This is a genomic window from Methylovorus sp. SPW-M1 (assembly GCF_053848825.1).
On sequence record NZ_CM132626.1, the window covers coordinates 741629 to 765525 of the forward strand.

Genomic DNA, 23897 nt, shown 5'->3' on the forward strand with positions numbered 1-23897 from the left:
CGGCAAATTATAGCAGCACAATTTTCCGGCCGCAGAGCCGTCTGTCACACCGTGTGCTCCGGCTTTCTGCTGCTATTTGCAAGCAGCTGTCGCCAACCCCAGACAATGCTTGCGAATGGATTAGTCCTTTCGGCCTAAATACGTTTTAGGCTGGTGAACTCAGCCGTTTTTACTGTATTATTTCAATCTGAATCAGCATGGTTTTGCTGCACTTGTGTAGCTGGCGTCTGCCGTCAAGAATAGATAAGGACTATGGCAGGACAAATGATTTAGTCGAATGTGGGAATGAGCTGGGGAGCGGCTCGTCACACGTCGCCTGCTCAAGGCAATATTCTCGCGGTTGTGCGTTCAGTGCACTCAATAGTGATATCAATTAATTTAAGCCCAGTTTTAACAAGCCTGTCAGCAGTGTTTATGCATTTGCTAACTCAACCTTGAAATTATGAAATTCATACGCGCCTTAAAAACGCTATGAACGCATGAGGAAAATATGTCGGAATACGTCATTGCTTTTGAAAAGTTGCGAAATACGGATGTGCCTGAAGTTGGGGGCAAGAATGCTTCGCTGGGGGAAATGATCAGCCAGCTGACTTCAAAAGGGGTTCGCGTGCCTACTGGTTTCGCGACTACGGCCCATGCCTATCGCGAGTTTCTGGCGCAAGATGGTCTGGCAGATCGCATCAATGCCGAGCTCGACAAGCTGGATGTGGAAGATGTGACCGCACTGGCAGCCTGTGGCAGCAAGATCCGCGAATGGATCATGCAGGCCTCTTTCCCGAAAGCCTTGAACGACGCCATTGCCGAGCATTACGCCACATTAACCGCTTCCTCCGGTGAGAATGTTACTTTCGCTGTGCGTTCTTCGGCTACCGCGGAAGACTTGCCTGACGCCTCCTTTGCCGGTCAGCAAGAAACTTTCCTCAATATTCAAGGCCTGGACAATATCCTCCACGCCATCAAGGAAGTATTCGCTTCCCTGTATAACGACCGTGCGATTTCCTACCGCGTACACAAGGGCTTCCTGCACGCTGATGTAGCCTTGTCCGCAGGTATCCAGCGCATGGTGCGCAGTGACATCGGCGCCGCTGGCGTGATGTTCACCATTGATACCGAATCCGGCTTCAAGGATGTCGCCTTCATTACCGCTTCTTACGGCCTGGGTGAAACCGTGGTGCAAGGTGCGGTGAATCCTGACGAATTCTATGTACACAAGCCATTGCTGGCCCAAGGTCGTCCCGCCATCGTGCGTCGCACGCTGGGTTCCAAGGCCATCAAGATGGTGTTTGGCGATGTGCAGCAGGCTGGCAAAAGCACGGTCACCAAGGATGTAGACCCTGCCCTCAGCATCAAGTACTGCCTGACCGACGAAGACGTGCTGGAGCTGGCACGCTATGCCGTGATCATTGAGCAACACTACGGTCGCCCGATGGATATCGAATGGGGCAAGGACGGCGTGGATGGCAAGATGTACATCCTGCAGGCCCGCCCTGAAACCGTGAAGTCGCAAACCGGCAATGTGATCGAGACCTTCCAGATCAAGCATGGCAGCACACCAATCGTGACTGGCCGTGCCGTGACGCAAAAAGTGGGCGTAGGCCCTGTGCGTATCGTGCGCGACCCGGCTGAAATGAACAGCGTGCAGCCCGGCGACGTGCTGGTGGCTGACATGACAGACCCGAACTGGGAACCGGTGATGAAGCGTGCTTCTGCCCTGGTGACCAACCGTGGAGGCCGTACCTGCCACGCCGCGATCATCGCGCGTGAACTGGGTATCCCCGCGATTGTGGGTTCCGTGGATGCAACCGATGTGCTGAAAGATGGCGACATCGTCACCGTCTCCTGTGCTGAAGGCGAAACCGGTTATGTATATGCCGGCGCGCTGGACTATGAAGTTTCCAGCCAGGAAGCCGCTGCACTGGGCAAGGCTCCGGTCAAGATCATGATGAACGTGGGCAACCCTGACATGGCGTTCAGCTTTGCGCAGACACCTAATGACGGTGTTGGCCTGGCCCGTCTTGAGTTCGTGATCAACAACATGATCGGCATTCACCCCAAGGCCATTCTGAATATCGACACCCTGCCAGCCGACATGAAGGCAGAAGTACAGCGCCGTGCCAATGGCTATGCCAGCCCACGCGACTTCTACATTGAGAAGGTCGTGGAAGGTGTGGCTACCATCGCCTCTGCGTTCTACCCCAAGCCCGTGATCGTGCGTTTGTCGGACTTCAAGTCCAACGAATACAAGAAGCTGGTCGGTGGTGATATCTACGAGCCCGATGAAGAAAACCCGATGATCGGTTTCCGTGGCGCGTCGCGTTACATCGATGGCGATTTCCGCAAGTCGTTCGATCTGGAATGTATCGCCATGCGCAAGGTGCGCGAAGAAATCGGCCTGACCAACGTCGAGCTGATGGTGCCATTCGTGCGTACGCTGGATGAAGCCCGTGCCGTGATCGAAATCCTGGAAAGCCATGGCCTCAAGCGTGGTGTGAATGGCCTGCGCCTCATCATGATGTGCGAAATCCCATCCAACGCCTTGCTGGCCGAGCAGTTCCTGGAGTTGTTTGATGGCTTCTCCATCGGCTCCAACGACCTGACCCAGCTCACCCTGGGCATGGACCGCGATTCCGGCTTCTTCTCTGCCGGTTTCGACGAGCGTAACGATGCCGTCAAGGTACTGTTGAAGATGGCAATTTCCACCGCCAACCGCCTCAACAAGTATGTCGGTATCTGCGGCCAAGGCCCATCGGACCATCCAGACTTCGCTGAATGGCTGGTCAAGGAAGGCATCCAGTCGGTATCGCTCAACCCCGATACCGTCGTGACCACCTGGCAGCGCCTGGCCGCCGCCAACAAATAGTAATTAGTGTTATAGTCCAAGGGCTGCCGAGAGGCAGCCCTTTTTGTTGATATTCCTGCTGCCGCGGCAGCCCTTTACTGTTGGCTAGCGCTATACTGGCCTTTTACTTGACCATCTACAGAGCGCCCTGATCATGACCCATGACCGTTCCGTTTTTTTTGTTTCGGACAACACCGGTATTACGGCTGAATCCATAGGCCATTTGCTGGCGCACTTTCCTACCGTCAAACTGCGTCAGCTCCGCTTCCCCTTCATTGATACGCTGGACAAGCTTCAGGTCGCCATTGACCGCATCAAGGAAGCCAGTGTGGAAGACGGCGTGCGCCCGATTGTCGTCATGACGCTGGTGAAGCCTGAGTTTCGCGCCAAGCTGAAACAAGTGGACGCCATGTTCCTCGACTTGTTTGGTACCTTTATTGATCCGCTGGCGAGCGAGCTGGGGCTGGAGCCTTCTCAAGGCGTCGGTATTACCCACGGTGCAGCGAGCCAGGGCTATAACAACCGTATTGATGCCATCAATTTCTCGCTGGGCCATGACGACGGCATGACCAACTCCGGTCTGGAAGAAGCCGAAGTTATACTGGTGGGCGTTTCACGCTGTGGCAAAACTCCTACCAGCCTCTATCTCGCCATGCAGTTTGGCATCAAGGCCGCCAACTACCCGCTGATTCCGGAAGACTTTGACCGCATGCGCCTGCCAGCCGTGCTGGAAAACTATCCGGAAAAACTCTACGGCCTCAGCATCAGCCCTGAGCGTTTGCACTCCGTGCGTAGCGAGCGCCGCCCCAACAGCTTCTACGCCTCGCTGGACAACTGCCGGGATGAAGTTGCCAAGGCAGAAGACCTGATGAAGCGTGCCGGCGTCACCTGGATCGACTCCACACATCGCTCGATTGAAGAGCTTGCCACGGTGATTCTGCAGAAGATCCGCGTGCCGATTCGTCAGTACGGTTAAAAGCCTGGCATGCCATGCATGCCACGGTTGCGGAAAATATAAAACCCCAGGCTTCTGTGCTTGGGTTTTTGCATTAAGGCACGTGCTAGAACCTTTCCACATTTAATGCGTGATCAAGGTTTCATTGAATTGACGTCGCCACTGCATTTCAATGCGCGCATCTTCTGCCCGATAGCCCAAGGCAATCACAATCGGAATAACGCTGCCTTTGGGCAGATTTAATTTCTGGGCGATCTTGACGGCAGAAAACCCTTCCATGGGGCAAGAGTCGATCCCTTTTGCAGCTGCCGCCAGCAGGATGGTTTGTGCCGCAAAAATCGCATTTCTGGCTGCCCAGTGTCGACTGCCCATGTTCCCTATCGGTAACAAAGCCAGACAAGGACGAAGTAACGTGGCTGCATACACCAATGGTGTCCACCATGCAGAAGCACCTATGCCCAAAATCCTATTGAACATCTTCATTTGTTTTCGGTAATACGTTTTTGATTTTGCGCTGAATTTACTCGATAGCTCCACATGACTGAGTTGTTTACTGGCGGTATCCCTGGCGATGGCGGCACTAGCGGAAATGACGATAATGTCTGCTGCGGTAGCTGCCGCTTGCTGCTGATTGCAAGCCAATGCGATTTCGGCTTTCAGCGCGGGACTACGAATCCAATGCAATTGATAAGGCTGCAAATTTCCACTCGAAGGAGCGAGCGCCGCCTCAGCTAGCAATTCCTGAACATCTTGTTCGGGAATTGATAATCCGCTGAATTTTCGAATGGCTCTTCGCTGCCGGTTGATGAACTGGAAAGCTGACCAATTGGTTGGGGTAGCGGTTGTTGTCACAATCGTGTCTCTGTGTTTGAATGAATCAAAATAGTAAGTTATTACTTTAATTATTCATACTCACATTCTTTGAGGACTGCCATGGTCAAATCCCAACGCATTACAAAGCCCAGAAAGCAGCCGCTACAAGCGCGCTCCCGTGCGACGGTGGATGCCATCATGCAAGCTTCAACTTACATTTTGAATGAATCTGGTTGGGGTGGATTGAATACCAATGCCATTGCCGCGCGAGCGGGGGTGAATATTGCTTCGCTCTATCAGTTTTTTCCTAACAAGCAGGCAGTGATCGCCGAGTTGCAGCGTCGGCATGCCGCCTCCATGCATGAGGATGTGCGCAATGCCATGTTGCTCATGAGCCAGCAGTCTACGCTCAGGGCAGCGTTAGAAATCGTGGTAGACATGGTGGTAAAGGAGCACCGCAAGGCTCCTGATGTGCATAAGGCGATAGCAGAAGAGTTGCCCTTATCCCAATGCGACCCGGACAATGGCAATAATGAAATGCTGAAAAACATGATCAATGCCTTGCAGCCGTTTATGAAAAACGTGCCTGATCCCGAGCTGGCTACGTATATGGTGGGCATCAGTATTCAGGCGATTGTGCATCAGGTTACGAATGAACAACCGGCATTGCTGGATAAGGCAGATTTTGTCACCGAGCTGGTGACCTTGGCGGAAGGGTTTTTAGTCAGGCAGGAGAAATAGCACGGATACTTCAGGTGGCTTGCAATAGAGGTTACTCATTGCCGAATGCAGTATGAAGGCGGGTTAGCCTGAAGCCATCCCGCTTATTCAGCAGCTTGCCCTACCAGAGATTCCAGCTCGGCATCGCTAAAGCCTGCGGCGCGTCGGGCTTCCATATTGAAGGGACCGCGCAGCGTCGGGGCGCTGTAACGGGCGGCCAATTCGGCATAGGTTGCCAGAGGCTCGAGATTGCTTTGTTCGCATAACCAGCCGAACCAGCGGTTGCCTATGGCGACATGGCCAATTTCATCGCGCAGGATAATATCCAGAATGGCGGCGGCGGCCATATCGCCAGCCTGGGCGAGTTTGGCGCGCAGGGGCGGTGAGGCATCCAGGCCGCGGGCTTCCATGGTGCGCGGGACCAGCGCGATGCGTGCCAGGATGTCGTGTTCGGTGCGGGTAGCCATTTCCCACAGGCTGTTGTGGGCGGTGAAATCACCATAACAGTAGCCAAGTGTCACCAGATGCTGTTGCAACAGCCTGAAGTGCAGGGCTTCCTCCTGCGCCACCTGCAGCCAGTCGGCATAAAAGGCATCCGGCATGCCGGGAAAGCGCCAGATCACATCCAGTGCCAGGTTGATGGCGTTGAATTCAATATGGGCCAGCGCGTGTATCAGCGCGGCGCGGCCTTCCACGGTGCGCATATTGCGGCGCTTGACGGCCAGCGGCGACACCAGCTCGGGTTGCTGTGGGCGGCCGGGAATCGACAGCCCGGATGAGGGCGTAGCCGTCCTCAGGTCTACCGTGCCATCCAGCAAAACCTCCCCGCATTGATATGCCCTATGCAAGTCGGTGACGCCTGCGACTTTGCGGCTGGGGTCGGGTTCGGCCAGCCAGACGAGGGCGGCTTGTCGGAGTTCAGTTTGCATAGCGATCTGGGCTTGATGTAGCGGGCAGTGTAAACCATCCCTCAGCAGCTGGGAAACCATGCAAGTCTGCAGCTTGCATCATCCGCTCGCCATGCTGTTAAGGCGGCCGCGATAGAGACCGGCGATCAGGTCAGACTGGCTGATCATGCCAGCCAGGCGGCGTTCCTGATCCACCACGGGGATATGGTGCAGATTATGTTCGGATACCAGCGGGATCAGCTCCACGATATGCATATCGGTGCTGGCGGTGATCACGCGATTGGTCATGATCTGGCCGACCACTTCCGGTTTGTCGGTATGCGTAAAGGGAATGCGTTGCACCACCTGTTTCAGCTTGCTGGCAATGCCTTGATAGCCAGCCAGGTCCGCCTGCCGCATGAAGTCGCCCTGGGTAATAATCCCACTCACGCGCCGTGCCTTGTCGAGCACCGGCAAGGCTTTCAGGTGATGGCGCAGCAGCAGTTGCCAGGCTTCTTCCAGCGTGGTGCCAAACTCAACGGTGATCAGCGAGCGCGACATGATGTCCTGGCAGCGTATTTCGCCAAAGCGGCGCCGGTACGCGTGCATTTCGGTCTGCAGGAATAACGATTCCAGATCATCGCGGCTGATATCCAGCACCTGGTTGTAATCCTTGAGCACGGCATCCATGTCGGCGTGCGTAAAGCCCATGCGTGCCAGTGGCGGAATATCCTGGGTTTCATGCAGCGAACGTTCCGGCTCCAGCTGCTGGGCATGCGGGTAAGGGCGCCGGGTGGCATTGTTGTAGATTAGCGCGACGATCAGCAACAGCAATGAATTCAAGCCCACTGGCATCAGCACATAACCCCAGCCCAGCTGGTGGATGGCCGGGCCGCCGATGACCGCCGTCAAGGCAACGGCGCCGCCGGGAGGATGCAAACAGCGCATGGCAAACATCAGCCCTATCGCCAGAAAAATCGCCGCCGCGGCTGCCAGCAATGGCGAGGGTATCCAGCTGGCACATAGAACACCGGCGATGGCCGAAAGCATATTGCCGCCCATGATGGACCATGGTTGCGCCAGCGGGCTGGCGGGGGCGGCATAAAGCAAGACGGCCGATGCGCCTATAGGCGCCATGAGGAAGGGCAGGCTGGCATTATCAACCAGCAGCGCGCTGACGCTGGCGGTGATCAATATCCCTAGCAGGGCGCCGCCGCAGGCCCGCAAGCGCTCGCTGTGGCTGACAATATTGGTTTGCGGGCGAAAGCGCCGCATGAACTGCATCAAGGCATTCATGAAATCAGGCAAGGCCAAAAGCGGAAGCCGTATTTTAACCGTAGCGGCACTAGAATGGTGCATGACACCGGTAAAATCCGGCCATTGAGGAAACTAAGCCGGCAGTGGGTGGTCGGTAATAACAACAATAAATAAAGCCACAGGCAGCGCTGGCTGCGCATGGCGATTGAAAGCATGCATATCAACCGAAAAAAAATTATTAAAGTTCTGCTCTTTATCCTGATGGTGGTCGGCCTCTTCATGCTGGGCGCCAATCAATACCGCATGAAGTGGTGGCCATTTGAAGATGGCTTTGAAAGCCTCAGCATTGATGAAATCCTGCCGGACCAGAATGCCAAAATAGGCTCGGTGTTCGGCACCGAAAACCTCCGCGTGTATAACCTGCCAATTGACGACGAGTTTCCCTCCGGGCCATTCGAGATTCTGGGCAACAAGCGCTTTCTGTTTATCAGCAAATGTGGCGAGGCCTACTTTACCGCGCTGGATGACAATGACATCGAGCGCACGCAATCGCCGCAGCGCCTGAGCAAATCCGATGACGACGACGATGACGCCAAGCCGCTGGTGTATTGCCAGGGCTCATCCGGCGTCAAGGACAGCCTGCGGGTGAATAATTCTCTCTATGTCAGCTACATCGTGTGGGACGACATGCAGAATGGCGCGCGCCTCGCGGTGTCGGAATTTACCCTCGATATCGTCAATAGCCGCCTGGTTTACAAGCGCGACATCTTTATCAGTAATCCCGCCATTAAAGAGCCTTTTCTGGGCATGCAGGCGGGCGGCAAGCTGGCACTGGGGGAGAGCGACGAGATCGTCTATCTGGCGATTGGCGATTTCGGCAAACCGCAAGGCGTGCAGGATACGTCTACCTCGCTCGGCAAGCTGATGAAGATCAATACCAAGTCCGGCACGGTGAGCCTGTATGCCTCCGGCCTGCGCTCGCCTTCCGGTGGCTTGTATTTTGACCATGAAGCCGGTGATTTATGGGAAACCGAACACGGCCCGCGCGGTGGCGATGAAATCAACCTGATACGCGAAGGCTCCAACTATGGCTGGCCGCTGGTGAGCTATGGCACCATGTATGAGCGCGATGGCAATGGCGATTATTACGGCAACAGCTATAACGGCCACGAAGGCTACGAAAAGCCCATCTTTACCTTTGTGCCCTCCATAGGCGTGGGCTCCATCGCGCGCTATCCCAAGTCTGGCCGCAATGCCTACTGGGAAAACAGCTTTTTTGTCGCAGGCATGGCGACCACCACGCTGTACCACATGAAAAAAGAAGGGCACCGCCTGGTGTATGCCGAACCGGTGTTGAGCGGGTATCGCATACGCGTGGTGAAGATTGATGCCGATGGCCGCTTTTACCTCAAGACAGACCACAACCAGTTACTGATGTCGGAATAAGCCGTCGCGTCCACACGGGCGCTGCGGCGGTCAGGATCACGACGCTGGCAACAAGCGGCCGCCATCGCGCAACAGGGCTTCCATCTCTTCAAATGGCCGCGGGCGACTCAGCAGATATCCTTGCACCTCGTCGCATCCATTCTCCAGCAAAAAGGCATATTGATCTGCGGATTCCACACCTTCGGCAATCACCTGTATCTCCAGACTATGGGCCAGGGCGATGATGGAGCGCGCAATAATGGCATCGTTATACGTGGTGGTGATGTCATTGATGAAGGATTTGTCTATCTTCAGCCGATTGATGGGCAGGCGCTTGAGGTAAGACAGGCTGGAATAGCCCGTGCCAAAATCATCCAATGACAATTGCACCCCGAGGTCGCTGATCCGGTTCAAGGTGATGATGGATTCCTCGATGTTGTGCATCAGCATGCTCTCGGTAATCTCCAGCTCCAGGCATTGCGGGTCCAGGCCGGAATGCTGCAGCGTTTTTTCTATGCAGTGCACCAGATCCTTTTGTTCCAGCTGTCGCACGGAGAGATTCACCGCCACCCGGATAGGCGGGTAGCCTGCCAGCTGCAATTGGCGATTCTGATGCGCGGCGGTTTCCATGACCCAGATGCCGATTGGCACAATCAGACCATCATCCTCTGATAGCGGAATGAACTGCAGCGGCGGGATCATGCCCAGCTTGGGGTGCTGCCAGCGTATCAGGGCTTCCATGCCGATGATCTGGCTGTTGCGCATGCAGACCTGCGGCTGGTAATGCAGCACCAGTTGCTGGTTTTCCAGCGCGTGCCACAAATCGTTTTCCAGCGACAGCCGGTGGCCCAGCTCGGCATTCATTTCCTTGGCATAAAAGCGGAAATTATTGCTGCCACTGGCTTTGGCCTGATACATCGCGCTATCGGCATTCGAGAGCAGCGTATCGGCATTGCGGCCGTCATGCGGGAAGTTGGCCAGCCCGATACTGCAGGTGACGGTGAGCTGCCTGCCGGTAATGATGAACGGGTTGATGATGGTGTTGCGTATGCGTTGCACCACGGTATGGATGCTTTCATCCAGCGACTGGCTGGTGAGCAGCAGGACAAATTCATCGCCACCCAGCCGCGCCACGGTATCGCCATCGCGCAGGCAGGATTGCAGGCGCTGCCCGAGGAGGCGTATCAACTCATCGCCCGCGCTGTGGCCCATACTGTCGTTCACGCGCTTGAAGTTATCAATGTCGATAAACGCCACGCTAAACGTCCAGTTATGCCGCCGTGCTTCGCTGATGGCCTGCTGCATGCGTTCCTTCAGCAGGTTGCGGTTGGCCAGCCCGGTCAGCGTATCGTAATTCGCCTGCCGTTCCAGCGCTTCCTGATATTGCCGGATCTCGGTGATATCTTTTTGCACACCGACAAAATAGCGCGGCTCGCCGCCATGGGGGTCAGGCACCGGCGCAACATACAGCTCGTTCCAGAACAGGCTGCCATCCTTGCGGTAATTGCGCAGGATGGCATAACCGGGACAACGCTCGCGTATCGCCGTGCGTATCTTTTCCAGCTCGGGTTGTTCGCGGTCATGCCCCTGCAAAAAGCGGCAATTGCGGCCGACGGCTTCCTGCGAGGAATAGCCTGTCACCAGCTCAAACGCCCGGTTCACATAGATCAGCGGCATGGCCGATTGCGTCACATCCACGATCAGGATGGGCGTGGCACTGGCTTCAATCGCATGGTTACGCAACAGCAGCGCTTCTTCCGCCTTGCGTTGCTCGGTAATGTCGATGCCGATGCCACCGATGTGATTGAAATTGCCATCCATGTCCTGCACGGGGAAGGTGGTGAGCAGCCACAGCTTGACATCATCTGCCAGCGGAAACTGGCGGACATGCTGTATGGCTTCACCCTGGGCTAGCGTCTGTTGTTCGGCCGCGCGCATTTCCTGCGCAAGCTGGGGTGGAAACAGCATGGTGTCGTGCTTGCCTATGATCTCCTCATGCGGCAATTGCAGGGCATCCACCGTGCTGGCATTGGCAAAAATATACTGACCCTGCTGATCCTTGATGAACGCAATCGCCGGCAGATTTTGCATGAACACACGGAACAGGCGGTTGCTGTTTTCAAGCTCGCGCTCCATGCGCTTGTGCATGAGCTTTTCTTCTGCGCGCTCCAGCGCCGAGGTCACCGCACTGGGTAGTCTGCTCAGATTGTTCTTGATGATGTAATCGGCGGCGCCATTTTTCAGGGAGTGGATGGCGGTTTCTTCGCCTATGGTGCCGGAAACAAAGATGAAGGGGATTTCCGGCGCCAATTCTCGCGCAATGTGCAGCGCTGACATGCCGTCAAACTGCGGCAGGGAGTAGTCGGAAAGAATGAGTTGGGGGTGGTAATCCTGAATCTGGTCGCGAAAATCCTGCTCGGTTTCTACCCGCATGAATTCGCACGTCATCCCGGCGCGCTTCAGCTCGCGCAGCGAGAGCTCGGCATCAGTCGGACTATCCTCCACCATCAGGATACGCAACATTTGGTTCCCCCTCTTGCCCGGACTCTGTGGCCCAGGCATGTTTTCAAGCGCTTACTGGTATTGCGGGATCTTGTTCAATATTGCCCAGTAGCAACCCACTTTGGACACTTCCTCCACAAACTGGTCAAACTCCACCGGTTTGACCAGATAACTGTTCACGCCCAGCTCATAGCTTTTGACGATATCGCGTTCCTCAGCGCTGGACGTCAGCATCACCACCGGGATCATGCGTGTTTGTTCGGATTTCTTGATCTGCTGCAATACTTCGATGCCATCTACCCTGGGCATTTTCAGGTCCAGCAGTATCAGCTTGGGTGAGTGCTTGACGCGATGTTCAAATGCCCCTTGCCGGAATACATAATCCAGTGCTTCCTGCCCGTCTTTCAGCCACAGTATTTCATTGGTCAGGCCGATTTTCTTGAGGGCGCGTCGGGTCATTTCGGCGTCGGTCTCGCTATCTTCGACCAGCAGGATCTGTACTTGTTGCAAATCATCCATGATGAGGTTCCTTCCAGGGTAAGCTGAATCCAAACACACTACCTTCGCCTAAGGTACTTTTGCCCCAGACCTGACCGCCGTGCCGCACGATAATGCGCTGCACTATGGCAAGCCCCACGCCGGTTCCGGGAAATTCATCGGCGTTATGCAAACGCTGAAAGACGCCAAACAATTTGTTGTAATACCGCATGTCAAAGCCAACACCGTTATCTTCGATTTCGTAAGTCACCATGTCGCGGTTGTGGGTGGAGCGCACAATCACCCTGGGTTCCGGCTTGGTTTTGCTGTACTTCACCGCATTGGAAAGCAGGTTGATGAGCACCTGCCGGATCAAGGCCCGGTCTGCATGCACCGTCAGCAGCTGCTGCAATTCCAGCTGGGTGTTGTGCGCCATCTGATCCGCCGTCACCTCCTGCCACACTTCGTTGATGAGAGGCGACATATTGATTGGTTCTGCTTCAATCTGCTTGCGGCCCGAGCGGGCAAATTGCAGCAGGTCGTCAATCAGTTGACCCATTTTCCGGCTATTGGTGCGCACCACCGACAGCAAGCGCAGGCCTTCTGCATCCAGCTTGTCGCTATAGTCTTCCTCAAACATGCGCGAGTAACCGTCAATCGCGCGCAAGGGCGCCCGCAAGTCATGCGAGACGGAGTAGCTGAAACTCTCCAGCTCGCGGTTGGTGATTTCCAGCTGCGAAGCGGTGGCCTCGGCTTTGCGTTGTGCCTGTGCCCGGCTCCTGATTTCCTTGATCAATAGCCAGAAGCTCAAGAGCAGCATGCTGGCCGCCAGCATGTTGCCTACCAGTATCCATTCGCGGGTGGAAGTTGCCTCGTCTTCCAGGGCTTTGAGCCGCTGCCGGAGCAGGGCCTGCTCGGTGTTGAGGATGCTCATGGCCTGAATCCGGATGTCCTGCATGATCTCTTTGCCTTTATCCAGCATGCCAAGAAAGATCGGGTCTGTTGCCAGGCGTGCACTTTCGCGCTGTGTATGAATAATGGTGTGTATGGAGTTGATCTTGTCCTGTACGCGGGCATTGAATGCTGCTACCTGACGTTGCTGCACCGGGTTGTCGGCGGTTAGCATTTGCAGTTTTTTCATGTCTGCAGGCAGTTTCTGGGCGGCTTGTTCATACAGCCGGAAAAAATGCATGTCATTGGTCAGCAGGTAGCCGCGTTCGCTGGATTCGGCTTCCTTGATGTCCGCCGTGACCTTATCCAGCTGTATCAGCACGGTGTAGGTATGGTCTACCCAGCGTGAGCTGATCACAAAATGTTCGGTGCGGGTGTAGGACAGATAGGCGATACTCGCCAGCAGGATCATGGCGGCGATCATGCCGATCAGGGTGAGCAACTGCTTGATTACCGGATTCATGTCAAAACAATCTCCCTGCAATGAGGTAACGCTGTTTCTAATGCGGTAAAGCCAATTGTAAAGATTTGTTACAAGCGCCATAGTAGCCAACTTGCGGCCTGCGTGCTACCCATAAAAATAATGGCAGCAAATAGCCTGGCTACTTCCGGCACGATGGCAGGGGTACAGGCAGACCGGGGCCTCCTGCAAAACCTGCGGTATTACAGGAGGTATCGGCTGCCATCCTGAATACTGTTGGGTATGTCTTTATTTTTTAATAAAAAAATAAACGGCCTTGTGACGCAGACTTCATTTGCCAGTGCCCCCTGAATTTGGTAGATTTGCCGCATGTTGCGCCGTCCATTCAAATCCATGTCTGTTGTCATCGTGCTCTGGCTTGCCCTGTTGCAAGTTTTTGCGCCGTTCATTCATGGGCATCTGGAATTGAATGCAGAAGATCAGGGCCACGGCCTGCACATGCATGCGGTGGATATTGATGTGCCGGAGATGCATAGCGCCGCTGACCATGTCAGCATGGGCCATGCCGCCCTGCATACCGTGACCGTGGAGCATGGCCTCAAGAATGATCAGGATCTCCTGATCCAGGCGCCGATGATGGCGCTGGTGTTCCTCTTGCTGCTGGCATTGCCTGCCATTCAGCGTCTTTTCCCGCCTGTGTTTGGCAAGCATGCCCGTCGATCACAGGTTTATTCGCCTTATCTTTCCCGAGCGCCCCCTGTCGCCTGAGTTATTGCTTTGAACGCAGCGACCGCTGCGCCAGATGATAGCTTCAGGAGAATGACATGTACCAGAAACGCCTGTTTGGGCGTGCTTTCCTATGCATTTTCTGCATGGGAAGCAGCTTGGTTGCCCCTATTGTGCAGGCCGCGCCTTTGGCCGCGGATGCCGGGCATACCGAAATCCAGCATACCGATATTGTCGACCCCGATGCGGCCTTGAGCCTGCATGACGTGGTCGAAAAAGCGTATGCCCGTAACCCCACCCAGCCGATATTGGCAGCCCGCATGGCCGAAGTGCGCGCGCGCCGCACCGTGGCAACATCGTTTCTGCCACAGGCACCTGCCGTTGGCATGAGCGCGCAGAACGACGCCGTCGGCAGTGGCCGCGGTGAGCGCGACTGGCAGGCAGAGCTTGAGTTGCCAGTCTGGCTGCAGGGCCAGCGCAATGCCCGCAAACATGTGGCCGATGCTGCCGATGAAGACCTCGCTGCCAGCCGCGACAGCCTCAAGTTGCAGGTGGCAGGCTATGTGCGCGAGGCCATCTGGGACATCCGCATGAATGCCAATGCCCTGGAGCTGGCCGACCTGCGCTTGAACACCGCCATGGCGCTGGAGCACGATGTGCAGCGGCGCTTTGAGGCGGGCGAACTCGCCAAGACCGACCTCATGCTGGCGCAGAACGAGCGCATCATTGCCGAGACTGGCCGCTTGCGCGCCGAGGCCGAGCTCATGCATGCGCGGCATCGTTACATCATACTCACCGGCTTGCACACCATGCCGCAGCAGCTGGATGAAGCGCAGTCTGCGCAGGAAGATTACAGCGAGCAGCATCCCTACTACCGCGAAGCCATGTCACGGCTGGGCCTCACCCAGCAGGCGCGCGAGCTGGCCCGGCTGGAGCGGCGTGAAAATCCGCAAGTGATCCTGAATGCCCGCAGCCAGCGCGGCCCGTTTGAAAACGCCTTTAACGACAGCATAGGCCTCAAGCTGCGCATCCCGCTCGATAGCCCGGTACGCGCGGCCCCCATTGAGGCTGCCGCCGAGATGGAAGTCGGCCGCGCCCAGAGTGCCCGCGACAGCCTGATCTATCAACTCGAAACCGCCATGCACGAAGCCGAGCACAACCTCACGGTTAGCCGGGCCGAGCTGGAGATGGTCACGCGGCAGCAGGCGCTGGCCCAGGAAAACCTGCGCCTTGCCAACAAGGCATTCCAGCTCGGCGAGACCGATCTGGTCGGCCTCATGCGCATACAGGCGCTGGCCTACGAGGCCGAGCGCGCACTCACTACCCGGCGCATACAGCTGCAATGGGACATTGCCCGATATAACCAGGCGGTTGGAGTATTACCATGAAGAACACTATTAAGAACACCATGAAACAGACCATGTGGATATGCACCCTGATGCTGGGCTTGTTGCCCAGCCAGTGGGCGCAAGCGGCGGATATCGCCTTTACCGAAACACAACAAAACACGCTGGGCATCCGCGTCGCCGCCCTGGGGCGTAATACCCCCGTCAGCAGCCATCGCCTGCCTGCCGAAATCATGATTCCCATCGGGCAGGAGCGCATGGTCTCCGCCCCGCAATCCGGCCTGGTGGATACCCTGTATGTGGCCGCGGGTGAGGATGTCAAAGCCGGGCAGCCGCTGGCGCATATCAGCAGCCCCGAGCTGATCGCCCTGCAGCGCGATTACCTGCAGGCACTCACGCAATATCGCCTGGCGCAAAACAACCTCAAGCGCGATCAGGAGCTTTATCAGGATGGCATTATCGCCAAGCGCCGTTTCCAGACCACGCAAAGCGGGCAGGAAGAACTGAGCGCGCTGCTTAACCAGCGCAAGCAGGCCTTGCAGCTGGCAGGCATGGGCGCAGGTGGGATTGCCCAGCTGGAAAAGTCCGGCCGCATGACGAGTGGCATCACGCTCACCGCCCCGGCCGCCGGGCAGGTGCTGGAGCAACTCGCCGCCGTTGGCCAGCGCGTGGATCTGTCGGCGCCGATATACCGTATCGGCCGCCTGCATCCGCTCTGGCTGGAGATCAGCGCGCCTTTGGAAGTGCTGCCCTATGTCAGTGTTGGCATGCCGGTGAGCGTGCCCAAGTACGGCGCCAGCGGCAAGCTGATCCACATCGTGCGCAGCGTGAACAAGAACGACCAGACGGTGCATTTGCGCGCCACCATTACCACTGGCACAGAGAAACTGGCCCCCGGCCAGTTTGTGGAGGCGGAAATTGGCGGGCTGGGTACCAGCACGCATTTCAGCGTGCCGCGCCCGGCCATTGCCCGCCATGATGGCAAGACCTATGTGTTTGTAAAAACCGCGCAGGGCTTCCGCGCCATGCCGGTGGAAGTGGTATCCGAGCAATTTGAAGAAGTCGTCATCAATGGCGACTTCACCGGCAAGGAGCAAGTTGCCGTCAGCGGGCAAGCCGCCATCAAGGGGCGCTGGCTGGGACTGGGAGCTGAGTGATGCTGGCAGCCCTGATCCGCTTATCCCTGACCCAGCGCGTATTGATGCTGGTCCTTACCGCCATGCTCTCCTTTGCCGGGGTGCAGGCGTTTCAACAACTGCCGATTGATGCCTTTCCGGATGTCTCATCCACCCAGGTGAAGATCATCATGAAGGCGCCGGGCATGACGCCTGAAGAGGTGGAAGCCCGTATCACCGCGCCGATTGAAGTGGAAATGCTGGGCTTGCCCAGGCAGACCATGCTGCGCTCGGTGGCGAAGTACGCGCTCACCGATATCACCATCGACTTTGCCGAGGGCACCGATATCTACTGGGCGCGCCAGCAGGTCAATGAGCGGCTGAGCGCCGTGCTGCCCAATCTGCCGCCAGATGCGTCGGGTGGCGTGGCGCCCATGACCACGCCGCTGGGCGAGATGTTCATGTTCACGGTGGAAGCGCCCCATCTCAGCCTGGCAGAGCGCCGCAGTCTGCTCGACTGGGTGATACGGCCGCAGCTGCGCACGGTGCAGGGCGTGGCGGATGTGAATTCGCTGGGTGGCCTGGTGCGCAGTTTCGAGATTATTCCCGATAACTCGCGCATGTATGCGCGCGGTGTGACGCTCGATGCGCTGCAAAATGCCCTGATCGAAAACAACAACAACGACGGTGCTGGTCGCCTGAATGATGGCGAGGAATCGTTGCTGGTGCGCGCCGAAGGCCGCCTCAAGACGCTGGAAGACGTGCAGAACACCGTGATCCGCACCGAAGACGGCATTCCGGTGCGGGTGGCCGACGTCGCCGCCATCCAGCTAGGCGCATTGACCCGCTATGGCGCGGTGACCAGCAACGCCAGGGAAGAAGTGGTCGAAGGCCTGGTGCTGGGCTTGCGCGGCGCCAATGCACGCCAGGTGGTGAGCGGCATCAAGGCCAAGCTGGCCGAGATGCAGCCGACCTTGCCCAAGGGCGTCAGCATTCATGTGTTTTATGACCGCAGCAGCCTGGTCGACAGGGCGGTGTACACCGTGTCCAAGGCGCTGGTGGAAGCCATTGTGCTGGTGCTGGTGTTGCTGCTGCTGTTCCTCGGCAATCTGCGGGCCGCGCTTACCGTGGCGCTGATCCTGCCGCTGGCGGCTTTATCCACGTTTTTGCTCATGCAGGAGTTTGGCCTCTCGGCCAATCTCATGAGTCTGGGCGGGCTGTCTATCGCCATCGGCATGCTGGTGGATGCCGCCGTGGTGGTGGTGGAAAACATCGCCTCGCATCTGGCCGATAACAAGCGTGGCGCCGGCTTGCCACGTCTGCATCTCATCTACCGTGCGGTGCGCGAAGTCAGCGTGCCGGTGGCGGCGGGCGTGCTTATTATCATCACGGTATTCCTGCCATTGCTGACGCTGGAAGGGCTCGAAGGCAAGCTGTTTCGCCCGGTGGCGATGACCATTGTGTTTGCGCTTTCCGCCTCGCTGCTGCTGTCGCTGACGGTGATTCCGGTGCTGGCGTCTTTTCTGCTGCGCAAGATGCCCCACGGAGAACCCTGGGTGGTGCGCAAAGCGCTGGCGCTGTATGAGCCGGCGCTGAGGTGGGCGCTTGCTCACGGCCGAGCCCTTGTCATTGCTGCGTTTGTTGCCTTGGGGCTGACAGTGGTGGTGTATCTGCAGATAGGCAAGATTTTCATGCCGACGCTGGATGAAGGCGACATTATTGTCGGTGTGGAAAAGCTGCCCTCGATCAATTTGCAGCAAAGTCTGACCACCGACATGAATGTGCAGCGCGCCATTTTGCAGAATGTGCCGGAGGTGAAGGAAATCTATTCGCGCACCGGGGCCGATGAGCTGGGGCTGGACCCCATGGGCCTGAACCAGACCGATAACTTCCTCATCCTCAAGCCGCAATCCGAATGGCGCCAGCCGGATAAGGCTGCCCTGATCAACGACCTGCGCAAGGTCATGGAAGAGCTGCCCGGCCTGGCCTACAGCTTCACCCAGCCGATTGATATGCGCGTGAATGAAATGATCCTCGGCGTGCGCGGCGATCTCGCCATCAAGATTTTTGGCAATGATCTGGATGTGCTGGACCAGAAAGCGCAGCAACTGGTGCATATCCTGCAGGGCATCCCCGGCAGCCAGGATGTCTACACCCCGCAAAACAGCGGTGTGCAATACATGCGCATTGCCATTGATAGGCTGGCGGCAGGGCGCATGGGCTTCAACATGACCGAGATCGAATCCATCCTGCGGGCGCAGCTCGAAGGCAAGGTGCTCTCCGTGGTGCAGGAAGGCCAGCGCCGCACGCCCTTGCTGGTGCGCGGTGGCGAGAGCCTGCGCCAGTCCGCCGCTGACTTTGGCAACCTGATGCTGACATTGCCCAATGGCCGCAACATTCCGCTATCTGCCGTCGCCAAGCTGGAGCGGGTGGAAGGCCCGGTGAAGATAGACCGCCAGCGCGGCGCCCGCATGGTGATCGTCACCAGCAATGTGCGTGGTCGCGATCTGGTGGGTTTTGTGGAAGAAGCCAAAGCCCGCGTGCAAAAAGAGGTGCAGCTGCCCGAAGGCTACTCCATGACCTGGGGCGGCCAGTTTGAAAACCAGCAGCGGGCCGCCGCGCGGCTGGCGATTGTGGTGCCTGCGGCCATTGCCATGATCTTCCTCATCCTGTTCGCCACCTTCCATTCGGTGCGGCAGGCCACGCTCATTCTGTGCAATATCCCGTTTGCCATGATAGGCGGCGTGTTTGCCTTGTGGCTGTCGGGCGAGTACCTGTCGGTGCCTGCTTCGGTGGGTTTCATTGCATTGCTGGGCATTGCCGTGCTTAATGGGGTAGTGATGATGTCGTATTTCAACCAGTTGCACGCGCAAGGCCTGCCCATGCTGGAGGTAGTGACCGAAGGCGCCAAGCGTCGGCTGCGGCCGGTGCTGATGACGGCCTGCATTGCCGCCTTTGGTCTGCTGCCCTTGCTGTTTGCCACCGGCCCCGGCTCCGAGATTCAACGCCCGCTGGCGATTGTGGTGATCGGCGGCTTGTTTACCTCCACGGTGCTCACGCTCATTCTTCTGCCCATGCTTTACCAGCGCTTTGCGCATGCCAAATAAGGAAAAACAACAATGCAAGAGTCGACGACAACCATGGCTGTGCTGCAAGTAAGCGTACAGCCCGAGCACGAAGAGCAGATGGTGGATTACCTGATCCAGACGCTCCCCGGCGTGCGCTTCAGCAGCCAGATGATCAGCCTGCATGGTCAGCCCGAAGGTGGGCTTTCCCTGCGCGAGCAAGTGCTGGGCACTACGCGGCGCTGCCTCTTTAGCGTGCAGGCCGAGGCTGCCGATCTGCAAGCGCTCGCCGCCGGGCTGGGGCAGGGCGCGGTGTCTTTCCCCGTGGAATACCGCGTGTTGCCGCTGTTGCTGGCCGGGCAATACACGCCTGCTACGCAGCGCGATTAAGCTGGCAGGGTTGATGCTTACAGGCTAAGGTGTCTTATCAATGCCGTGGAGAAAAGCTTATGCCGGATATGAAACAGCGCGCCCTGGATTACCACGCATTACCCACGCCGGGCAAACTCTCGGTGGAGTCGAGCAAGCCCTGCGCCACCGCGGCTGATCTGGCGCTGGCGTATACCCCCGGCGTCGCCGAGCCGGTTAAGGCCATCTATCAGGATCCTGCCGCCGCCTACCGCTACACCAATAAAGGCAATCTGGTGGCGGTGATTACCGATGGCACCGCCGTGCTCGGCCTGGGCAATGTCGGTGCACTCGCGGGCAAGCCGGTGATGGAGGGCAAGGCGGTGTTGTTCAAGCGCTTTGCCAATATTGATGTGTTTGATATTGAAGTCACCGCACCCAGCATCGAAAGCTTTATCGAAACTGTGGTGAACATTGCCCCCACCTTTGGCGGCATCAATCTGGAAGATATCGCCGCCCCGCATTGCTTTCGCATTGAGCGCGAGCTGCGGGCCCGGCTCGATATCCCCGTGTTTCATGATGACCAGCACGGCACGGCGGCGATTATTGCCGGAGCGCTGCTGAATGCGCTGGAGCTGCAAGGCAAAACGCTACCCACGGCCCGCATTGTGTTTCTGGGTGCGGGCGCCGCTGGCATGGCAACCGCCCGGCTGCTCAAAGCCATGGGCGCGCAGGATATTGTGCTGGTGGATATCGCCGGGGTGCTGCACACCGGCCGTGACGACATCAGCGAATACGGCCGCGACCTGCTGCGCGAGACTTCAGCCCGCACGCTGGCCGATGTGATGCCGGGTGCCGATGTGTTTATCGGTGTATCCGCCGCCAATGCGCTGCCGCCAGACCTGCTCAAGCTGATGGCGCCCAGGCCCGTGGTATTTGCCCTGGCAAACCCCGACCCGGAAATTCTGCCTGCCACCGCCATGGCCGTGCGCGACGATCTGATCATGGCCACCGGCCGTTCTGATTTCCCCAACCAGGTGAATAACGCGCTGTGTTTTCCCTATCTGTTTCGCGGCGCGCTGGATGCCAAGGCACGTCAGATCACCACCGGCATGCAGGTAGCCGCCGCCCATGCGCTGGCAGCACTGGCGCGTGAAGAGGTGCCGCAGGCGGTGCTCGATGCCTATGCCATTAGCGAGCTGCACTTTGGCCGCGATTACATTATTCCCAAGCCATTTGACCCGCGATTGCTGGAGAAAGTAGCAGGCGCTGTGGCCGAGGCCGCCCGCGCCGAGATGGCTGCGGCGGTTGCGTAAGCCCGCTGATATTTGAACGGAGGCTGGATGTGATGGCAAGCAGGGCGTCTCGCCCCGATGACGCCTAGCTATTCACCAGCTTGAGCGGCGCCCGCAACATGGGCAGCTCCGGCCTGCGTGCGCTGAGGCGGAAAGCGCTCACCGTGGCAAACAGCTGATCCGATTGCTGCAACAGTGACTCCGCAGCTGCCGCCGCTTGCTCCACCAATGCCGCATTCTGCTGCGTCACGCCATCCATCTGGTTCACCGCCATGCGCGCCTGCTGTATGCCCAGGCTCTGCTCGTGCGATGAGGCGGCAATATCGTCCATATATTCACTGGCGCGCTGCACGGCGGTCATCACATCCTGCATGGTGCTGCCCGCCTGCGCGACCAGCGCGCTGCCCTGGTTGGCCTTGCTCACCGAGTCTTCAATCAGCTGGCGTATCTCGGTGGCAGCAGAGGCCGAGCGCTGCGCAAGCGAGCGCACTTCACCCGCCACCACGGCAAAGCCACGGCCTTGCTCGCCCGCGCGTGCGGCTTCCACGGCGGCATTCAGCGCCAAAATATTGGTCTGGAAAGCGATGCCATTAATCACGCCGATGATGTCCTCAATCTTCTGCGCGCTCTGGTTGATCGCCGTCATGGTCGCCACCACATCGTTCACCACAATATCGCCTTGCTTGGCGACGCTGGCAGCGGTTTTCACCAGGCCATTGGCCTCCTGCGCCCGCGCGGCGTTCTGCCGCACGGTGTCGGCCAGCTCGTCCATGTTGGAAGCCGTCTCCTCCAAGGCAGAAGCTTGCGACTCGGTGCGGGCAGATAAATCGGCATTGCCCTGCGCGATCTCCTGCGCGGCTACGTGAATAGTCTCGGCCGAGGTTTTCACCTGCAACATGGGCTGCACCAGTATCTCCAGCGTATTGTTCACGCCCTCGATAATGCGGCGGAAATCGCCCTGATGGCGGCTGGCATCGGCCCGCGTCATGATATTGCCCGCCTTGGCCGCCGCTGCCAGCATCTGTGCATCCTCATTCAGCGCTTGCAGCTTGTGGCGTATGGTGTCCATGGTGTGGTTGATGTAAGCCTGCTGGCCGGGAAAGTTTTCCAGCGGCGCATCAAAATCGCCCTCGCTGAATTGGGCCATGCAGGCCAGAGTTTTGCGGTTGATGGTGATGTGGTTTTCCAGCGTGCGGTTCATGCTCTGCATGATCAGGGCATAGTCGCCCTCAAACGCCTCCGGGTTCAGCATCTGGTCGATCTCGCCACGCGCATGTGCCGCGGCCAGCTGCGAGAGCGAGTCGATCACCGCCTTCAGGTGGGCGCGCACGCCTTCAATATTGTCGTTAATCGAGGCCAGCTGACCGGGGAAGCGCTCCAGCGGCGTATCAAAATTGCCACGGCTGAACGCCTGTATGCAGGCCAGCACCTTGTGGTTGATGGTGAGATGCTGCGCCACCATCGCATTCACACCCTCGGCCACCCGCTGAAAATCGCCCTGGTAATTCGCTGCGGGAATCCGGCTATCCATCTGCCCGGCATCGTGGTCTTGCGCCATGCGCTGCATGTCTGCCATCAGCTGGCGAATGTTGTGCCGCAGCTTTTCTATGCCGGTGTTGATCATCGCCTGCTTGCCAGGGAAGGCCGGCAGCCGCGCATCAAAATCCCCCTCGGCAAAGGCATGCACGCAGGCCATGGATTGCTGCATGAGCTGCACATAATTCAGCAGCATGCGGTTTAGCCCCTCCGCCAGCGCCTGGTATTCGCCGGTGTAAGGCGTGGTATCAATGCGCGCATCCATATCGCCCGCCTCGTGGCGGTCCGAGAGATCGCGCATATCGTGTATCAGCCGCTGCAGCGTGTACGACATATCCCGCATTGAAGCCATCAGGCTCTGCTTGTCATGCGGGGCAATGGTAATCGGCGCCGACAAATCGCCATCGGCAATGCGCCGCGCCATCTCTGCCGCCGCATGCGGCTCGCCGCCCAGCTCGCGCTCCACCGAGCGTATCACCCAATAGCCAATCAGGCTCAGCACAATCAGTAAACCCAGCGTGACAATGCCGCCTATCAGCATGGTGCGCGCAAACGCCGCCTGCGTGGCCGCCACCGCCTGCTGTGCCAGCTGGCTCTTGTAGCTGAAGAGCGCCTTCAGCGCCGCATCCACGCGGTCGGCGTATTCCATGTTATCCATGTACGATTCGCGCGCCTCAAAAAACGAGTTGTCACGCGAAAACTGCAGCGACTCATCAATGCGCGGCAGATAACGCTGCATCGCCTGCTCGGCGTTTTTCAGCAGTGCTGCATCCTGCGGGTCCGCAATCAGGCGGTGGTAATTCGCCAGCCCCGCCTTGAGTTCGGTGATGGATTGCTGAATTTCCTTATCCAGCGTGGATTTTTTGGCCGTGTCGTTATTCAGAATAAACGCCGAAATCTGCAAACGCAGATCCCCAAACAAAGCCTTCTCCCGCCCCAGTCTCTCAAGACTAGGCACCGCATTCAGATTCACCACACTCGCCCCCGCCTGCAACTTGCTCAGGTACGCATACGCCCAGCCCGCAAAGCCCGCCAGGCCGAGATAAGCCGCAAACAGCAAGATCAGCATGCGCTTGTTCACGGTGAGTTTGGGGATATTCATGATGGCGCTCCTAAGTCCCCGCGAGGGGCGGGGAGTGATTCAGATTAGGAGGCTAGTTTGTGGAGGGGGTGTTACAGGTTTGTGACAGCAGGCCAATACATCAAAAATGTGTGCTCA

At 57.7% G+C, this 23897-nt stretch carries 17 protein-coding genes; 10 read left to right on the plus strand and 7 right to left on the minus strand.

The window, feature by feature from the left end:
- Nucleotides 1-490 precede the first annotated feature (490 nt).
- Nucleotides 491-2860, plus strand: coding sequence for a phosphoenolpyruvate synthase (gene ppsA / locus ACWWD9_RS03485; RefSeq protein ID WP_013442941.1), 2370 nt, complete (start codon nucleotides 491-493; stop codon nucleotides 2858-2860).
- Between the two features lie 133 nt (nucleotides 2861-2993).
- Nucleotides 2994-3815 (plus strand): posphoenolpyruvate synthetase regulatory kinase/phosphorylase PpsR, encoded by an 822-nt coding sequence (gene ppsR / locus ACWWD9_RS03490; protein ID WP_013442940.1) that lies wholly within the window; start codon nucleotides 2994-2996, stop codon nucleotides 3813-3815.
- A 102-nt stretch (nucleotides 3816-3917) separates the two neighbouring features.
- On the opposite strand, the gene ACWWD9_RS03495 is transcribed toward ppsR, so the two are convergent.
- The gene (locus ACWWD9_RS03495; protein ID WP_455867736.1) at nucleotides 3918-4646 is read right to left on the minus strand and encodes a nitroreductase family protein; all 729 of its coding nucleotides are present in this window, start codon (nucleotides 4644-4646) and stop codon (nucleotides 3918-3920) included.
- Between the two features lie 81 nt (nucleotides 4647-4727).
- On the opposite strand from ACWWD9_RS03495, the gene ACWWD9_RS03500 reads away from it, so the two are divergent.
- Nucleotides 4728-5348 carry a TetR family transcriptional regulator gene (locus ACWWD9_RS03500; RefSeq protein WP_455867737.1) on the plus strand — a complete coding sequence of 207 codons (621 nt, stop codon included), beginning with the start codon at nucleotides 4728-4730 and terminating at the stop codon, nucleotides 5346-5348.
- Nucleotides 5349-5431: 83 nt separating this feature from the next.
- On the opposite strand, the gene ACWWD9_RS03505 is transcribed toward ACWWD9_RS03500, so the two are convergent.
- On the minus strand, nucleotides 5432-6256 hold the full coding sequence (locus ACWWD9_RS03505; protein WP_455867738.1) for a ferritin-like domain-containing protein: 825 nt from the start codon (nucleotides 6254-6256) through the stop codon (nucleotides 5432-5434).
- A 78-nt stretch (nucleotides 6257-6334) separates the two neighbouring features.
- Nucleotides 6335-7510, minus strand: coding sequence for an HPP family protein (locus tag ACWWD9_RS03510; protein ID WP_455868130.1), 1176 nt, complete (start codon nucleotides 7508-7510; stop codon nucleotides 6335-6337).
- Between the two features lie 174 nt (nucleotides 7511-7684).
- Here ACWWD9_RS03510 and ACWWD9_RS03515 point away from each other — a divergent pair, with 174 nt between their 5' ends.
- Nucleotides 7685-8917, plus strand: coding sequence for a PQQ-dependent sugar dehydrogenase (locus tag ACWWD9_RS03515; RefSeq protein WP_455867739.1), 1233 nt, complete (start codon nucleotides 7685-7687; stop codon nucleotides 8915-8917).
- Between the two features lie 36 nt (nucleotides 8918-8953).
- On the opposite strand, the gene ACWWD9_RS03520 is transcribed toward ACWWD9_RS03515, so the two are convergent.
- The 3 genes from ACWWD9_RS03520 to ACWWD9_RS03530 are packed head-to-tail and all read right to left on the minus strand — an operon-like array spanning nucleotide 8954 to nucleotide 13289.
- Nucleotides 8954-11419, minus strand: a complete 2466-nt coding sequence (locus tag ACWWD9_RS03520) for an EAL domain-containing protein (protein WP_455867740.1) — start codon at nucleotides 11417-11419, stop codon at nucleotides 8954-8956.
- Nucleotides 11420-11470: 51 nt separating this feature from the next.
- The gene (locus ACWWD9_RS03525) at nucleotides 11471-11917 is read right to left on the minus strand and encodes a response regulator (protein ID WP_013442933.1); all 447 of its coding nucleotides are present in this window, start codon (nucleotides 11915-11917) and stop codon (nucleotides 11471-11473) included.
- Entirely contained in the window at nucleotides 11910-13289 is a 1380-nt protein-coding gene (locus tag ACWWD9_RS03530; RefSeq protein ID WP_455867741.1) for a sensor histidine kinase, read from the minus strand. The genes ACWWD9_RS03525 and ACWWD9_RS03530 overlap by 8 nt, the downstream gene beginning before the upstream one ends.
- A gap of 327 nt (nucleotides 13290-13616) precedes the next feature.
- Between ACWWD9_RS03530 and ACWWD9_RS03535 the strand changes: the two genes are divergently transcribed.
- The 6 genes from ACWWD9_RS03535 to ACWWD9_RS03560 are packed head-to-tail and all read left to right on the plus strand — an operon-like array spanning nucleotide 13617 to nucleotide 21163.
- Nucleotides 13617-14015: a hypothetical protein gene (locus ACWWD9_RS03535; RefSeq protein ID WP_455867742.1), complete on the plus strand. Its 399-nt coding sequence runs from the start codon at nucleotides 13617-13619 to the stop codon at nucleotides 14013-14015.
- 56 nt (nucleotides 14016-14071) lie between these two features.
- Nucleotides 14072-15361 carry a TolC family protein gene (locus ACWWD9_RS03540; protein ID WP_455867743.1) on the plus strand — a complete coding sequence of 430 codons (1290 nt, stop codon included), beginning with the start codon at nucleotides 14072-14074 and terminating at the stop codon, nucleotides 15359-15361.
- Nucleotides 15358-16476, plus strand: a complete 1119-nt coding sequence (locus ACWWD9_RS03545; RefSeq protein ID WP_455867744.1) for an efflux RND transporter periplasmic adaptor subunit — start codon at nucleotides 15358-15360, stop codon at nucleotides 16474-16476. The genes ACWWD9_RS03540 and ACWWD9_RS03545 overlap by 4 nt, the downstream gene beginning before the upstream one ends.
- Nucleotides 16476-19541 carry an efflux RND transporter permease subunit gene (locus tag ACWWD9_RS03550; protein ID WP_455867745.1) on the plus strand — a complete coding sequence of 1022 codons (3066 nt, stop codon included), beginning with the start codon at nucleotides 16476-16478 and terminating at the stop codon, nucleotides 19539-19541. Before ACWWD9_RS03545 ends, ACWWD9_RS03550 begins: the two co-directional genes overlap by 1 nt.
- 12 nt (nucleotides 19542-19553) lie before the next feature.
- Entirely contained in the window at nucleotides 19554-19889 is a 336-nt protein-coding gene (locus tag ACWWD9_RS03555; protein WP_455867746.1) for a DUF3240 family protein, read from the plus strand.
- 59 nt (nucleotides 19890-19948) lie between these two features.
- Entirely contained in the window at nucleotides 19949-21163 is a 1215-nt protein-coding gene (locus tag ACWWD9_RS03560) for a malic enzyme-like NAD(P)-binding protein (protein ID WP_455867747.1), read from the plus strand.
- Between the two features lie 64 nt (nucleotides 21164-21227).
- Here ACWWD9_RS03560 and ACWWD9_RS03565 read toward each other — a convergent pair whose 3' ends face one another.
- Nucleotides 21228-23780 carry a methyl-accepting chemotaxis protein gene (locus tag ACWWD9_RS03565; RefSeq protein WP_455867748.1) on the minus strand — a complete coding sequence of 851 codons (2553 nt, stop codon included), beginning with the start codon at nucleotides 23778-23780 and terminating at the stop codon, nucleotides 21228-21230.
- Between the last annotated feature and the right edge of the window lie 117 nt (nucleotides 23781-23897).